Origin of the sequence: Paenibacillus sp. FSL R5-0407 (assembly GCF_038009185.1) — a bacterium.
Lineage (GTDB): Bacteria > Bacillota > Bacilli > Paenibacillales > Paenibacillaceae > Fontibacillus > Fontibacillus vini.
This window is the reverse complement of the sequence record NZ_JBBPAX010000001.1, coordinates 1,775,077-1,790,596: the sequence shown is the minus strand read 5'-3', so window position 1 is coordinate 1,790,596 and position 15,520 is coordinate 1,775,077. Positions and strand designations below refer to the sequence as shown.

The window sequence follows — 15,520 nt, the reverse complement described above, 5'->3', positions numbered from 1 at the left end:
CGCATAAACAGGAGGCCGGATAAAATGAAGCTAGGGAAGAAGAGAAAAGGAAAAGTCATTTTTTCATTTTTTATGATACTCTCATTACTGTTTAATTCCGCTGGATTAAGTTTAGCTGCAGAGGAAGTTCCTTATGTTCCAGAAGAAAGCGAAGCAACGCTGAGTGGCGTCGCGACTGAAGTGCCTGCCGGACATGTCCGGATCCACTACAACGGGAATACGGACGGAACGGGGATATGGTTATGGGGTGATGTAGCGGAGCCTTCGCAAAACTGGTCTTCCGGTGCAAGCGCCTTCAATCCTGATCAAGCCGACAGTTATGGACATTACCTCGATATCAAGCTTAGCGAAGGTGCGAAGAAGGTCGGATTTCTTGTAGTACACCGAACTACGGGAGAGAAGGAGGGAGGCGACAAAAACCTGACCCTGTCCTCCTCGGCCATGAACGAGGTCTGGATCAAGGCGGGTTCGGATCAAGTCTACTCGTATGAACCTGTAGATTTGCCTGCAAACACGGTCCGGATTCATTACTCCCGCGATGACCAGAATTATGGCACCTACGGTCTTTGGTTATGGGGGGACGTGCTGGCACCTACCGAAGATTGGCCAAAGGGGGCGGTTCCTTTTGTCGCAGAGCAAACTGACCGTTATGGCGCCTATGTGGATGTTCCGCTCCAGCCGGAAGCCAAAAAGATAGGTTTCCTGGTCGTCAACCGCAATAATGGAGACGAGAAGGACGGCGGTGACAAATCGTTTAGCCTAATGGATCGGTACAACCGCTTATGGATTAAGCAAGGCGACAACAATGTCTATGTCTCTCCTTACGGGGAAGTTCCGGTAGGACTCGTATCTGCGGAGGTCTTGTCCGAAAGTAAACTTTTACTGGGCTTTACCATGACGGATGGACTGGAACCAGATGCCTTGAAGGATGAACTTGTGATTAAGGATAGCCAAGGAGCAGAAGTTAAAGTCAATCAAGTAAACATAACGAGCACTACGTCGGTTGAAGCGGAAGTATCCGGCGCAAGTCTGCTTGAGCATCTTCCTCTGAGCGTGACCTATTCTGGAAAGACGGTTACGGCTTCAACCAGTTGGAGAATGCTGGATGAGATGTTTTATTACGACGGAAACGATCTGGGGGCGACTTACCACGATGGCGGCGTAACGTTCAAACTTTGGTCCCCGACCGCCAGCTCCGTTACGGCAAGCGTCTATGACAAAGACGATTCGACGCGTTACATAGGCAGCATCGACCTGGTTCAGGGAGACCAGGGGGTGTGGGCGGCGGAGGCGTCTCCTGCCGACTTTCAGACCTCCGATTTGAAGGGATACTTCTACCAGTACTTTGTCACGAATCAAGGAGTTACAAAGGCTGTGCTCGATCCGTATGCCAAATCCATGGCGCCATTTCGAGTGGATACGAACGGTAAGCCCGGTCCTGACGGTGATATCGTCGGTAAGGCGGCTATCGTAGACTTGAGCGACACGAATCCTGAAGGATATGACTTTGCTCAAATTGACGGCTATGAGAAGCGGGAGGATGCTGTCGTTTGGGAAATTCATGTAAGGGACTTTACCTCCGATCCTTCCATTGAAGGCGATTTGAATGGAAAATGGGGCTCATATAAAGCGTTCGGCGATAAACTGGATTATTTAAAATCGCTGGGAGTCACCCACGTTCAATTGCTCCCCGTTATGGCATGGTATTACGGGGACGAGATGAACATGGAAGAGAGAGAGCTCGCCTACTCGACACAAGGAAATGAATATAACTGGGGATATGATCCGCACAATTATTTTTCACCGGATGGAGCTTATTCCGAGAACCCTGCAGACCCGCAGCTTCGAATCGAAGAATTGAAGGGCATGATCGATGCCATCCATGAAGCGGGAATGGGCGTTATTCTCGATGTGGTCTATACCCATATGGCCAAAGCCGACTTCTTGAACGACATCGTGCCGGACTACTATGCCTGGAAAGACGCCAACGGAAATAATGTCGGCGGCTTCGGCAACAACCTGGCAACTAACCACAAGATGGCCGAAAAATTAATGGTGGACTCCGTCAAGTACTGGTTCGACGAGTATAAAATTGACGGCATGCGCTGGGATATGATGGGCGATGCCACTTATGAAGCCGTTCAGAACGCCTACGACGAAGCCGTCAAAATCAATCCGGATGTCCTCTTTATCGGGGAAGGCTGGCGGACATTCAGCGGCGGGATTGCGGAACCGGCTCTGGAAGGGCATGGAGCAACCCAAGACTGGATGAACAAAACGGATAATGTCGGCGTATTCTCGGATGAAATCCGGAATGAATTGAAGTCCGGCTTCGGTTCGGAGGGAGAACCAAGATTTATTACCGGCGGTGCAAGGCCGATTGAAACGATATTCAATAACATCAAGGCTCAGCCTTCCAATACGCCGGCGGACGATCCCGGAGATATGGTGTCCTATATCGAGGCTCATGACAATCTGCCGCTCTATGACGTCATCGCTCAGTCTATCAAAAAGGATCCGGCCGTTCCGGCCAATGATCTGGAAATCCATAAGCGCATCCGCTTGGGGAATCTGCTGATTATGACTTCGCAGGGAACGGCGTTCCTTCATGCGGGGCAGGAATACGGACGAACCAAGCAGTGGAAAGGGGAAGGCTTGCCTGAGCAAAAATATCATGAACTGAAAGATGAGTCCGGCAATGCCTTCGGCTATTTCGTTCATGATTCCTATGATTCTTCCGATGCGGTCAATATGTTCGACTGGACCAAAGCGACGGATGCGGAGAAATTCCCTGTCAATCATGTCACAAGGGAGTATACGAGAGGACTGATCGAGCTGAGAAAGTCGACCAATGCCTTTACGTTGGGCGATATGAAGCTTGTAGATCAGAATGTCACGCTGATCCAGTCGCCTGAAATGGCCGTCGACAGCGATCTGCTCATCGCATACAAAAACAAAGCAACTGATGGCAGCGGAAATTACTATGTATTCGTGAACGCGGACAGTAAGCCGAGAACGCTGAGCCTGCAGGAGAATTTAACCTCAGGCAAAGTACTAGTCGATAATGATGAGGCTGGCAAGAATGGCGTTTCACAACCTTCAGGTTTCCAGCTTACATCAAGTTCCATAACACTTGAGCCATTAACGTCCGTAATTATTCAAACACAAGGCTCGGATAACGGTAATCCAGGAAATCCGGGTAATCCGGGTAATCCCGGAAACGGTGGGGGAGATACCGGGTCAAACGGGTCCGCATCATCTAAAGACAACTCCTTGGACTCCTTAAAGAAACGGCTCGGCAGCCTGCCTGCAAGCGATGCTCAGGCGGCAGAAGCTATTTTGAAAGAGCTGGATACGCTTGGAACGGTAACGGCCTATGAAGCGAAGGATAAAGACGGGAAGAAGGTTTGGAAGGTCGATCCGAAGCAGCTTCAGTCCGCCCTGGATCGGTTGACTAATGGTTTGGATTTGATCCGGCAACAATTAGCGGGGAAGACCGGTCTATTAAATCAAATTAATACCGGGTCAGCCGTGGTCATTAACACCGGCGGACAGTCGGGTGAAACATTGGAACTGACGCTGACCGGCTCCTATCTTGCCAAGCTGGAAGCTGCCGGAATCGCTTTGAAAGTACGGACGGCGGATGCAACGGCAAATATTGCGGCCGGAACAAGTCCAATGGCCATGAATCTCTCCACGATCCGGGAGATGAACCTTCGGTTTGCCGTTGTTGACGGGGCCGAAGCGCAAAGCTTGTTGTCGAACGCAGGGGTCGCTGGACGAGATCTGAAGCCGGCCGGGAATCTACTTTCCTTCACCGGCTATACCTTAGACAACTCTGGTAACCGAATCGAAATCTCGGCATTCAACAAGCCGATAATGATGTCTCTGTTGCTGTCTAAGGAAGAAATGCAGAAGCTTAGCGATAAGAGAAAATCCGGTGTATATCAGTTGAACGATAACGGTGACGTTCAGTTCCGTGGAGGAAAGTTCGGTAGCGGGGCCGTAAGCTTTGATACTACGAACACCGGGAATTATGCCGTAATGGAATCGAACAAAACGTTCAAGGATTCTTCCGACAGCTGGGCCAAAACCTATATTGAGATTCTAGTGGCTCGTGGCGTTGCAACAGGAATCGATGACGAACGTTTTGCGCCGCAGAATGCGGTAACAAGAGGGCAGTTGACAGCTTTCCTGGGCAGAGCCCTGCAAATGGGTGAAGCCGAAGGAACTGCGCCGTTCAGTGATGTGGCCGCGGGTTCGTATTACCAAGGCTTCATAATCGCCTTGAAGCAGGCCGGAATTGTCTCTGGCTATGAAGACGGAACCTTCCGTCCGGACCAGAAAGTAACGCGGGAAGAAATGCTTACCATGGTGATGAAGGGCTACGAATATTTGAAAGGCAATTCCCTCGCCGGCCTGCCGGCAGGAAATCCTTCTATCGGTTCCTTTGCGGACGAAGATCAGATCAGCAGTTTTGCTCTGGACAGCGTGCAAGCCGCAAGAAATCTGGGAATGATCGGCGGCTTGCCTGAAGGCAAGTTTGCTCCTCAGGAACAGGCAAACCGGGATCAGGTAGCAAAAGTATTAGTTTTGCTGATGGAAGTAACGGGACAGTTTTAAACATAGCAAGCGGGAGAACCGGCTCAAGGGTTAAGATGAACCTTGAGCCGGTTTTTCTATTTTTAAGTTATATCATTCTTGGCTGTCGACAAAATTAGTGGGCTCCCGCTTTCAATTTTAGACAGACTTTACATATGGAAGTCTATATACTGAGAACCATCTCCACGTTATAGGCAGGTAGATTCTAGTAGAGAACAGGTTCAGGCAGGTGATGAAGCATGGTCGTTTATCTCGATCTGATTTTTTTGATGAACCTGCTGATCGACGGAAGTCTTCTGGCCGTAACAGCGTGGATGCGGAAACGGAAAGTCGTCGTTTGGCGGCTGTTGCTTTCCGCGGCGGTCGGGGCGTCCTACGTAGTTATGATGTTCTTGCCCGAACTGTCGTTTCTGTTCACTTTTTTGGTGAAATTTCTGTTTTCCGTCGTCATGTTATGGATCGCCTTCGGTTTTGGCAGTCTGCAAAACTATTTGCGGAATTTAGGGGCATTCTACATCGTCAATTTTGCGGCAGCCGGTGGAATTTTGGGGATACATTATTTGCTCCAGAGCTCCGGCGACCTTTGGAATGGAATTTGGTATTCCGCTTCCGGGGGCATGGGATTCTCGCTGCAAATCGGTACCTTGTTTGTGCTCTTCGTTTTTTTCGCCGTATTGATTTGGTTCAAACTGGTGATTTCATCAAGACGAAGGCAGGAATTGATCTCCACTTATCTTGCGGAGGTAAAGGTCCGGATCGGAGAGGCGGAGATTTGCTGCACCGGACTGATCGATACCGGCAATCAATTGACCGATCCGCTGAGCCGGCTGCCGGTAATGGTGATGGAGACTTCGTTATGGAGTGAATTTTTGCCGGGCTCCTTAAAAGGACTCGAGGCCGGGAGTCAGGCGGACAACCTTATTCTGGAATGGTCGGAGGATGAGGAGTTTCCTTGGCGGGACCGGCTGAGACTGGTTCCTTATCGCGGATTGAACAGAGGTTCACAGTTTATGGTCGCTTTGAAACCGGATGAAGTGACCGTTATGCTGGAAGGCCGGGAAATCAGGAATACGCGTGTCCTTGTCGGACTGGACGGGGGAAGTCTGTCTTCGGAAGGAGCGTATCGGGCCATCATTCATCCGTCATTAGCCGGGGAGGCCGAGGAGAGCGGAACGGATCGGAAGAGCTTCGGCAACGGGAAACCGGATCAAGGAGCGCGGTCTCACGCCGGTGTATGAGTCTGGGGTTAGGAACTTCATGAATACGGGAATGGAATATGGGAGGAAAAATAAGCCATGCGTGTAAAATGGAAAATGATGCTGCAGCTGCAGTACTACCGTTTATTATTTTTATTCGGACTGAAAAGCGAAGAAATCTATTATATCGGCGGAAGCGAAGCGCTGCCGCCTCCATTGACGCGCGAGGAAGAAGAATATTTGCTGCAGCGGCTGACGACCGGGGATGCCGCAATCCGGGCGATGCTGATCGAACGGAATCTCCGGCTGGTCGTATATATCGCCAGAAAATTTGAGAACACGGGCATTAACATCGAGGACCTTGTGTCGATCGGCACGATTGGACTTATCAAGGCGGTCAACACGTTTGATCCCGAGAAAAAAATCAAGCTCGCGACCTATGCGTCCCGCTGCATCGAAAATGAAATATTGATGTATTTGCGCCGGAACAGCAAAATCCGGACAGAAGTATCCTTCGATGAACCGCTGAATATCGATTGGGATGGAAATGAACTTCTTCTTTCCGACGTACTAGGGACGGAGAATGACACGATATACCGTAACATCGAGGAACAGGTCGACCGCAAGCTGCTTCATAAGGCGCTTGATAAGCTGAGCGAGCGTGAACGGATGATCATGGAGCTTCGCTTCGGCCTTGTCGACGGCGATGAAAAGACGCAAAAAGACGTAGCGGATTTGCTTGGAATTTCCCAGTCTTATATTTCGCGTCTTGAAAAAAGGATCATTAAACGGCTGCGTAAGGAATTCAATAAGATGGTGTAGCCCGGAGCGGGCATGTACTTTTTTCAGGAATAAAAATACAGTCCCGGGAGATAATGATCATTAATGTTTCTCCTTGGGAGGTAGACTTGATGACCCGAAACAAAGTCGAGATTTGCGGGGTTGATACCGCAAAATTGCCCGTTCTAACCAATGCGGAAATGCGTGAATTGTTCCACTCTTTGCAGCAGGACCACGTAAGATCAGCCAGAGAAAAGTTAGTGAATGGCAACCTCAGACTCGTACTGAGTGTCATCCAGCGGTTCAACAATCGGGGGGAGTTTGTGGACGACCTGTTCCAAGTCGGCTGCATCGGACTCATGAAAGCCATCGATAATTTTGATTTATCGCAGAACGTCAAATTTTCGACCTATGCGGTGCCGATGATCATCGGGGAAATCCGCCGTTACCTCCGGGACAATAACCCGATCCGCGTATCGCGGAGTCTGCGGGACATCGCTTATAAGGCACTGCAGATGCGCGACAGCCTGACGAACAAAAATTCCCGGGAACCGACGATTTTTGAAATATCGGAGGCGCTCGGTCTTCCGAAGGAGGATGTCGTATTCGCGCTCGACGCTATTCAAGATCCGGTATCCCTGTTCGAACCGATCTACCATGACGGGGGCGATCCCATCTATGTCATGGATCAGATCAGCGACGACAGGAATAAGGACGTCTCGTGGATTGAGGAGATCGCCCTGCGGGAAGCGATGCAGCGGTTGGGACGACGGGAGAAGATGATTCTGTCGATGCGATTCTTCGAAGGCAAGACCCAGATGGAGGTAGCTGACGAGATCGGCATCTCCCAGGCTCAGGTATCCAGGCTCGAGAAATCCGCCATCCTACAAATGCAGAAGCATGTAAAGTCGTGAACTCTGCAAGGCCCTTCGGGGCCTTTTTTTCGTCATTGGGACAGGGGAGCGAGGAAGGGCTGCCGTTTTCTTTAACATCTTGTCGGTAGGCTTTAATGTTTTGAAGCTGCCGCTCATATAGTATAGGGATAGCATTCGGCAGTCAGGGGGCGATGATGGATGGACAATGTGGTCAGAGCAAGCATGAAGATATCGGATTTTCAAACCAAAGACGTCATCAATGTGGTGGACGGCAAGCGGTTAGGGCATATTAGCGATCTTGAGCTGGATTTGCGGCAGGGCGTGATCGAGGCGATCGTCGTACCGGCAAGCACCAAGTTTCTCGGGCTATTCGGAAACGGAACCGATCTGATTATTCCCTGGAAAAATATCGTGAAGATCGGCTCCGACGTCGTCCTCGTCAAGATGGAGGAATTGAGGGAATCCCGGATACAGCCTTCTTATGAGACAACGGTTTATATCGACCGGGATGGGCGGGCCGATCGCCGTTAATGGCCGTATAACCGCAGGGGACTCGCGAGAGGCAGATGTGTTAAACTGTGGAGAGACAAACATCAGGGGGAGATGGATGATGGAGCCGTTTATTTGGAATCCTAGACAGGATATTCCTGAACAATATGAACTAAAGGTATGGGAGAGCCTTGTACCGGGATTAAGCGCAGGGTTCTCCGGCCGTGCAGGTGGTGTCGGGGAAGCACCGTACGATAGTCTGAATTTGGCGTATCATGTCGACGATGATCCCGAAACGGTGCTGGAGAATCGGAGAAGACTGGCCGGTGCTTTAGGTTTCCCGGCGGAAACCTGGACCTGCGGCGAGCAGGTGCACGGCGTGGACGTCGCAGTCGTCAGGGAAGAGGATATCGGAAAAGGGTTCCGCGACCGGGACAGTGCATTTCAGGCAACTGACGGTCTCGTAACTAACGTTCCTAATGTGCTGCTGACTTCTTTTTATGCCGATTGCGTCCCGCTCTATTTCGTTGATCCCGTACACCGGGCGGTAGGTTTGGCACACGCGGGCTGGAAAGGGACTGTTGGCCGGATCGCAGAAGCGGTCATCGCCAAGATGGAGCAGGAATACGGAAGCCTCAGGAGCGATATCCGGACGGCGATCGGCCCATCCATAGGGGAGTGCTGCTATGAGGTGGATGAGCATGTGATGGGGAAAGTCCGGGAGGCCTTCGCGGGAATTCCAAGAGAGGAATGGGAGCCGAAAATTGCGGTTTCCTCTGTCCGGGAAGACCGAAGCATGCTGAACTTGAAAGAAATGAATCGAATTATTATGATAAAAGCAGGAATATTGCCGACACATATCGAATGTACATCTTGGTGTACAAGCTGTCAGAGCGACCGGTTTTTCTCTTACCGTAAACATAACGGGGTGACCGGGCGAATGGCCAGCTGGGTTGGTTTGAAAGAGAGGTGATCCCTTCTTGTCACTTAAAGAACGGATACAGCATGTAGAAGAACGGATCCGGGCGGCCTGTGACCGAAGCGGAAGAAATCCCGGGGAGGTCACGGTTATCGCCGTGACCAAGTATGTGACAACCGAGATGACCCGCTCCGTCCTGGAGAGCGGAATTACCCATTTGGGAGAGAATCGCCCGGGTGTGGCGGTGCCGAAATGGGAGGCGCTTGGCGGACAAGGAGTCTGGCATTTTATCGGCCATCTCCAGAGCAGAAAGGTCAAGGACGTCGTAGGGAAATTTCAATATATTCATTCTCTGGACCGGCTTTCGCTGGCCCAGGAACTGGACAAGCGCGCCGCAGCGGCGGGCGCCACGGTCAACGTGTTTTTGCAGGTCAACGTTTCCGGAGAGACTTCCAAACAGGGGATTACCCCGGGAGAAGCCGAAGCCTTCCTTCGCGAAGCGGAGCAGTATCCTCATATTCGGATTATCGGACTGATGACGATGGCACCGGAGGAGGAAGACCCCGAGCGGACAAGACCCGTATTCCGCAGACTGCGCGAATTGAGGGATGAGTTGAACGCCAAGGGCGTGACAAAGGAGCCGATTACGGAATTGTCCATGGGCATGTCGGGCGATTTTGAAGTGGCGATTGAAGAAGGGGCGACCTGGGTGCGCCTCGGTACTCTTTTAGTAGGGAAAGGGGAAGAGACGTAATGGGAGTAATGAACCGGTTCATGAACTTCTTGGGCCTGCAGGAAGAGGAAGAAATCGTGGAACGCGAAACTTTTCCGGGACAAGATGAGCCCGAATTTGAAACCCCGAGCTTTGAAACCCGTAGAAACCAGAAGGGAAGCAACGTGGTCAGCATTCATTCGCAAAAGAACGTCAAGGTGATTCTTTATGAACCGCGCTCTTATGATGAAGCGCAAGAGATTGCGGATCATTTGCGTTCTCACCGGAGTGTCGTAGTCAACCTGCAAAGGGTTCGCAACGACCAGGCGATGCGGATTATCGACTTTCTGAGCGGCACGATTTATGCGCTGAGCGGCAGCATTTCCAAGATTGGCGGCAATATTTTTCTGTGTACGCCGGATACCGTGGAAATTCAGGGAGCGATTACCGAAATACTGACCGAGGATTCCGATTACAACAGAATGAGGTGAAGACAGCTTGGGAAGCGGCACAATCGAAAGTATTGTTAATTTGTTGTTTAATATTTATTTTTATATGATTCTTATTTACATCCTGATGTCTTGGGTGCCTAACGCACGGGAGAGTTTCATCGGCGATCTGCTCGGAAAGCTGGTTGAACCTTATCTATCTCCTTTCCGGCGGTTTATTCCTCCGCTGATGGGAATGATCGACTTCTCGCCAATCGTGGCCTTGTATGCGCTGCGTTTAGCCAAAGTCGGCCTCATCGCCGTGCTGGGTTATATTTTTGGTATATAGCGTGGATCGACTATGAGACCAGACATTTATGAACATTTTAAGCCGGAAGAACGTCCGTTTGTAGATCGGGCCTGGGAATGGGTTGTAAACGCCGGGGATTATCATGAAGTCAAGCTTACCGACTTTTTGGATCCGCGGCAGAGCTTCATATTGCAAACACTGGTCAACCGCCATCCTGATGCCGCTCTGCGGTTGGACGGCGGTTATAATGGTGCAGAGCGGCAGCGTGCTCTCGTGGCCCCGGATTACCGGGACTTGGACGAGGAACCGATGCGGATGAAAGTAATGAGCATTACCTCGGATGACCAGAGACTGGCCTCTTTGCAGCATGGGGATTACCTCGGAGCCGTGCTCGGGCTTGGGCTTAAGCGGGAGAAAATCGGTGATATTCACGTTCGGGAGGACGGCTGCCATGTCATCGTCGCGGAAGAAATATCCTCCTTTTTAAGCATGAATCTGCACCAAGTACACCGGGTTGGCGTTATGACCGATATCATGGATTTAGATTCACTCAAAACGGCGGAAGCCGAGCTTGAGCCGCTGGATCTGACGGTGGCTTCTTTACGTTTAGACGGCATCGCCGGCGATGTTTACCGGCTTAGCCGGAGCAAGGTGCTGGTGCCGATCAAGGCCGGACGTTGCCGGGTGAATTGGAGGACGGAGGAGGATCCGTCCAAAATGTTGAAGGCGGGCGACATCGTCGCTTTGCAGGGCTTTGGACGTTTCAAGGTGCTCGAATGTGATGGCATGACAAAAAAAGGCAGACTCCGTGTAAAAATCGGTAAATTTGTATGATCTCTTTGCAGGAGATCGGCAATTCTTGTCGAAATTAACTACCTACGCATAAAATGAGAGTTCTGGAGACAGGCTTCCCGGAGGGGAAGGTTTAAATATAATAGGAGGTGCGGATCATGCCACTAACACCGCTGGATATACATAATAAGGAGTTTTCGAGACGCATTCGCGGCTATGATGAAGACGAAGTGAACGAATTCCTCGACCAGGTCATCAAAGATTATGAAATCGTGATCCGGGAGAACAAAGAGCTGCACAATCAGCTGTTCTCGCTGCAAGAGAAGCTGGATCATTTCTCCAATATTGAAGAGACGCTTAGCAAGACGATCATAGTCGCGCAAGAGGCGGCCGATGAAGTGAAGAACAACGCGAAGAAAGAAGCGCAGCTTATCGTGAAGGAAGCCGAGAAGAATGCGGACCGGATCGTTAATGAATCGCTCTCCAAATCGCGCAAAATCGCAATGGAAGTCGAGGAGTTGAAAAAGCAGGCCTCGATCTACCGCGCCCGTTTCCGTACGTTGGTGGAAGCCCAACTGGACCTCTTGAGCCACGACGGGTGGGAGTCACTTGAGAACCGCGAGCGTTCTTTCGAACAAGAACGTGAACGTGAACGCGACCGTGACCGCGAAGTGAAAGAGATTTATTAGTAAAAATTCAATCTGCGTCGATTAGGCTGCACTTAGGTTGACATTCCCCTGGGAAATAAGTTATAAATAATAACATATTGTAAGTTGTGTTTGTGAATTCCCTATATTGATTTGATGATGGGAACCAGTACGCGGCGATGTTGTCCCCCAGAGAGTTGGCATTTTGCTGAAAGCCAATGTTCAAGACGCCGACGGAAGATCGTCCCGGAGAAGCCTAGCTGAATTTCCGCAGGGAAAGCGTAAGCTATGCCGGCAGCCGGCCGTTATACCGGACCCATATGAAGCGTATGGGATCAAGGTGTCATGCTGACTACGGAGATGTATTAACCGTGACCGGCTTGAAACAAGGGTGGTATCGCGAGGTCAAGTCTCGTCCCTTTTGGGACGGGGCTTTTTTGATTTTACAAGAATTTTGTTGAAGGGAAGTATCAGGAATGAAAAAAGTCGATATCAAAGAACAGGCCCGCACGCGCGACCTGCGTATCCTGGACAAATGGAACAGCGAGAATACGTTCAAGCGCAGTATCGAAAACCGGGAAGGCCGTCCGAACTATGTGTTCTATGAAGGACCTCCGACCGCTAACGGACTTCCTCATATCGGTCACGTGCTGGGACGCGTCATCAAGGATTTTGTCGGCCGTTACCAGACCATGAAAGGATACCGTGTTGTTCGTAAAGCCGGATGGGATACGCACGGTCTTCCCGTCGAGCTTGGCGTTGAGAAAGAATTGGGCATTTCCGGCAAGCAGGAAATCGAGAAATACGGGATTGAGGAATTCGTTAAAAAATGTAAGGCCAGCGTATTCGGTTACGAAAAACAATGGCGTGATTTTACCGAAGCGATCGCTTACTGGACCGACCTTGATGATCCGTACATCACGCTCGACAACAACTACATTGAGAGCGTGTGGAACATTTTGGCTACCATTCACGAGAAGGGCTTGCTTTACCGGGGTCACCGGGTCAGCCCTTACTGCCCTTGCTGCCAAACCTCGCTTAGCTCGCATGAAGTGGCGCAAGGTTACGAGGACGTGAAGGACCTGAGTGCGACCGCAAAATTCAAGCTCCATGATACAGGCGAATACGTACTTGCCTGGACGACTACGCCTTGGACTTTGCCGGCTCACGTTGCCTTGGCCGTCAATCCGGACATGGAATATGCCAAAGTAAAACAAGAGGATGGCGTATACATCGTCGCCAAGAACCTTGTCGAAAAAGTCATGAAGGGCGACTACACCGTGGAATCGGTCGTTAAGGGATCCGATCTGGTCGGCAAAACTTATTCGCCGCCTTTCAGTTACATCCAAGCGGATAAAGTAAACGTCATCGTAGGCGCTTCGTTCGTAACGGATGCCAGCGGTACCGGTATCGTTCATATGGCTCCGGCACACGGGGAAGACGACTACAAGACCTGCCGCGAAAACGGGATCAGCTTCGTCAGCGTCGTGGACGGGCAAGGCCGTTATACGGATACGGTTAGCGATTTTGCCGGACGCTTCGTTAAAGATTGCGATCTGGATATCGTAAAAATGCTGTCCGAGAAGGGCACACTATACAGCAAGGAAAAATACGAGCATAGCTACCCGTTCTGCTGGCGCTGCAAATCTCCGCTGCTGTATTACGCAATGGACAGCTGGTTCATTGAAACGACAGCGGTCAAGGATCAATTGATCGCCAACAACAACTCCGTGACTTGGTATCCAGGGCATGTCCGGGAAGGCCGGTTCGGAAAGTTCCTGGAGGAACTGGTGGACTGGAACATCAGCCGAAACCGCTACTGGGGTACTCCGCTTAATGTGTGGGTTTGCCAAAGCAACGACTGCGGGAAGCAGTTCGCGCCGCATAGCTTAGCCGAGCTTCGCGCTCATGCGGTAGGAGAGGTCAGTCCGGAGCTGGAGCTTCACAAACCGTATGTGGATGAAGTGAAAGTGAAATGTCCTCACTGCGAAGATGGGATCATGGAACGGACGAGCGAAGTGATCGACGTCTGGTTCGACAGCGGCTCGATGCCTTTCGCTCAGCATCACTATCCGTTTGAGAACGAAGATACCTTTAAGGACCAATTCCCTGCGGACATGATTTGCGAAGGGATTGACCAGACACGGGGCTGGTTCTACAGCCTGCTGGCCGTATCCACCCTGTTTACGGGTAAAGCGCCTTACAAGGCCGTTATCGCAACCGGTCACGTACTGGACGAGAACGGACAGAAGATGTCCAAGTCGAAGGGCAATGTTATCGACCCTTGGGATATCATCAAGGAGTTCGGCACAGATGCATTCCGGTGGGCGTTGCTTTCCGACAGTGCACCGTGGAACAGCAAGCGCTTCTCCAAGGGTATCGTGGCGGAAGCGAAATCGAAAGTGGTGGATACGCTGGTTAATACCCATGCCTTCTTGACGCTGTATGCCGGCATTGACGGCTTCAAGCCGGAAGAGCATGCATTCCGCCCATCCGCGAATAAGCTGGACCGCTGGATCCTGTCCCGTTTGAACAGCCTGATCCTGGTCGTAGACAAAGGATTGGCCGTAAATGACTTTGTGAATACTTCCAGAGCAATCGAATCTTTCATCGACGAGCTGAGCAACTGGTATATCCGCCGGTCGCGCGACCGTTTCTGGGGCAGCGGCCTGGGCGAAGACAAAGTATCCGCCTACCAGACGCTGATCAACGTGCTGCTCTCGCTGTCCAAGCTGATGGCTCCATTTACGCCGATGCTGTCCGAAGATATCTTTACGAACCTGGGAGGCGGAGAAAGCGTCCATCTGGCAGATTATCCGAAGGCGGACGAATCTCTGATCGATCTTACGCTGGAAGCGGATATGGAAAGCGCGCGGCAAATCGTTGAATTGGCCCGTAACGTCCGCAACGAAACCGGCATCAAAACCCGTCAGCCGTTGTCGAGCCTGATCGTATCCATGGATCGTGATGTGGCTTTGAACGAGTATGAGGAGATCATCAAGGAAGAAATCAACGTGAAGGCGATCGAACTGGAGACCAGCGACAGCGGGTTCGTTGATTTTACATTAAAGCTGAACCTCAAAGTGGCCGGGAAGAAGTACGGCAAGAACGTCGGCTTTCTGCAAGGCTTTCTTAAAGGTATGGCTGCCGAGGAAACCCGTAAAGTCGTGGAGAACGGCAAAGTGAACGTTACTTCTCCTGAAGGTGAGGAACTGTCTGTTACCGCAGAGGAACTCCTTGTCGAAAAACAGGCGAAAGCGGGATTTGCCTCCGCATCCGGGTACGGGATTACCGTTGCGCTGAATACCGACATCACTCCTGAGCTGGAGCAGGAAGGATGGGTGCGTGAGGTGGTTCGCGCCGTACAGGACACACGTAAAAAGCTCGATCTTCCGATCGAAAAGAGAGTGCATTTGACCTTGGATGTCGACGACGAGCTTAAAGCTGCCATCCAGGCTTTTGAACAGGTGCTGCGGGAGAACGTGCTCATTACAGACGTAACCTTTGGAACCGCGGAAGGCCAAGGAGAAACCGTAGATTTGGGCGGTAAAAAAATCGGAGTTTATATTTTGGCATAAAGGAAGTTCCGCATAAAGGAATAAGGTTTATCCGTTGTATGGAGCGCAAGTCCAGCGGTCATACTAGGATTAACCAAGAAGAAACGAGCTTGGGTGAGGCATTCTTTCATTTCGAAAGAGTCCGCCCGGGCTCGTTTCATTTTTGCGGAGGTGCCGATGAAGCGTCGAAGAAAGAACGGTAAAACTAAAATC

General features: G+C 51.0%; 12 protein-coding genes and 1 other annotated feature. All 12 genes read left to right on the top strand.

All coding sequences use genetic code 11. The features are described 5' to 3' along the window. Positions 1 to 24: 24 nt before the first annotated feature. The 12 genes from NYE70_RS08750 (at position 25) to ileS (ending at position 15,328) form a co-directional block, all read left to right on the top strand. Positions 25 to 4,623 carry a pullulanase gene (locus NYE70_RS08750; protein ID WP_341045696.1) on the top strand — a complete coding sequence of 1,533 codons (4,599 nt, stop codon included), beginning with the start codon at positions 25 to 27 and terminating at the stop codon, positions 4,621 to 4,623. 218 nt (positions 4,624 to 4,841) lie between these two features. Continuing rightward, positions 4,842 to 5,840 carry a sigma-E processing peptidase SpoIIGA gene (gene spoIIGA, locus NYE70_RS08745; RefSeq protein WP_341045695.1) on the top strand — a complete coding sequence of 333 codons (999 nt, stop codon included), beginning with the start codon at positions 4,842 to 4,844 and terminating at the stop codon, positions 5,838 to 5,840. Positions 5,841 to 5,897: 57 nt separating this feature from the next. After that, positions 5,898 to 6,620 (top strand): RNA polymerase sporulation sigma factor SigE, encoded by a 723-nt coding sequence (gene sigE, locus NYE70_RS08740; RefSeq protein ID WP_211019786.1) that lies wholly within the window; start codon positions 5,898 to 5,900, stop codon positions 6,618 to 6,620. An 89-nt stretch (positions 6,621 to 6,709) separates the two neighbouring features. Then, positions 6,710 to 7,492 carry an RNA polymerase sporulation sigma factor SigG gene (sigG, locus tag NYE70_RS08735; RefSeq protein WP_211019785.1) on the top strand — a complete coding sequence of 261 codons (783 nt, stop codon included), beginning with the start codon at positions 6,710 to 6,712 and terminating at the stop codon, positions 7,490 to 7,492. Positions 7,493 to 7,651: 159 nt separating this feature from the next. Next, on the top strand, positions 7,652 to 7,984 hold the full coding sequence (locus NYE70_RS08730) for a YlmC/YmxH family sporulation protein (protein ID WP_244861389.1): 333 nt from the start codon (positions 7,652 to 7,654) through the stop codon (positions 7,982 to 7,984). A 79-nt stretch (positions 7,985 to 8,063) separates the two neighbouring features. After that, positions 8,064 to 8,915 carry a peptidoglycan editing factor PgeF gene (gene pgeF / locus NYE70_RS08725; protein ID WP_213653853.1) on the top strand — a complete coding sequence of 284 codons (852 nt, stop codon included), beginning with the start codon at positions 8,064 to 8,066 and terminating at the stop codon, positions 8,913 to 8,915. A 7-nt stretch (positions 8,916 to 8,922) separates the two neighbouring features. Then, entirely contained in the window at positions 8,923 to 9,615 is a 693-nt protein-coding gene (locus NYE70_RS08720; protein ID WP_290407961.1) for a YggS family pyridoxal phosphate-dependent enzyme, read from the top strand. Next, the gene (locus NYE70_RS08715; protein WP_211019782.1) at positions 9,615 to 10,064 is read left to right on the top strand and encodes a cell division protein SepF; all 450 of its coding nucleotides are present in this window, start codon (positions 9,615 to 9,617) and stop codon (positions 10,062 to 10,064) included. Before NYE70_RS08720 ends, NYE70_RS08715 begins: the two co-directional genes overlap by 1 nt. A 7-nt stretch (positions 10,065 to 10,071) precedes the next feature. Next, on the top strand, positions 10,072 to 10,350 hold the full coding sequence (locus NYE70_RS08710; RefSeq protein WP_280520356.1) for a YggT family protein: 279 nt from the start codon (positions 10,072 to 10,074) through the stop codon (positions 10,348 to 10,350). A gap of 12 nt (positions 10,351 to 10,362) precedes the next feature. Continuing rightward, entirely contained in the window at positions 10,363 to 11,145 is a 783-nt protein-coding gene (locus NYE70_RS08705) for a YlmH family RNA-binding protein (RefSeq protein ID WP_211019781.1), read from the top strand. A gap of 116 nt (positions 11,146 to 11,261) precedes the next feature. Further along, complete coding sequence (locus NYE70_RS08700; RefSeq protein ID WP_211019780.1) at positions 11,262 to 11,792, top strand: DivIVA domain-containing protein; 531 nt, start codon at positions 11,262 to 11,264, stop codon at positions 11,790 to 11,792. A gap of 105 nt (positions 11,793 to 11,897) precedes the next feature. After that, positions 11,898 to 12,173: a binding site (T-box leader), on the top strand. 53 nt (positions 12,174 to 12,226) lie between these two features. Continuing rightward, positions 12,227 to 15,328, top strand: coding sequence for an isoleucine--tRNA ligase (ileS, locus tag NYE70_RS08695; protein WP_213653856.1), 3,102 nt, complete (start codon positions 12,227 to 12,229; stop codon positions 15,326 to 15,328). Positions 15,329 to 15,520: the final 192 nt, after the last annotated feature.

Excerpts from the sequence above, each read along its gene's own strand:
- NYE70_RS08730 (WP_244861389.1), top strand. The coding sequence starts at position 7,652 with ATGGACAATGTGGTCAGAGCAAGCATGAAGATATCGGATTTTCAAACC.
- sigG (WP_211019785.1), top strand. The coding sequence starts at position 6,710 with ATGACCCGAAACAAAGTCGAGATTTGCGGGGTTGATACCGCAAAATTG.
- NYE70_RS08750 (WP_341045696.1), top strand. The coding sequence starts at position 25 with ATGAAGCTAGGGAAGAAGAGAAAAGGAAAAGTCATTTTTTCATTTTTT.
- NYE70_RS08705 (WP_211019781.1), top strand. The coding sequence starts at position 10,363 with ATGAGACCAGACATTTATGAACATTTTAAGCCGGAAGAACGTCCGTTT.
- spoIIGA (WP_341045695.1), top strand. The coding sequence starts at position 4,842 with ATGGTCGTTTATCTCGATCTGATTTTTTTGATGAACCTGCTGATCGAC.
- sigE (WP_211019786.1), top strand. The coding sequence starts at position 5,898 with ATGCGTGTAAAATGGAAAATGATGCTGCAGCTGCAGTACTACCGTTTA.
- pgeF (WP_213653853.1), top strand. The coding sequence starts at position 8,064 with ATGGAGCCGTTTATTTGGAATCCTAGACAGGATATTCCTGAACAATAT.
- NYE70_RS08700 (WP_211019780.1), top strand. The coding sequence starts at position 11,262 with ATGCCACTAACACCGCTGGATATACATAATAAGGAGTTTTCGAGACGC.
- ileS (WP_213653856.1), top strand. The coding sequence starts at position 12,227 with ATGAAAAAAGTCGATATCAAAGAACAGGCCCGCACGCGCGACCTGCGT.
- NYE70_RS08715 (WP_211019782.1), top strand. The coding sequence starts at position 9,615 with ATGGGAGTAATGAACCGGTTCATGAACTTCTTGGGCCTGCAGGAAGAG.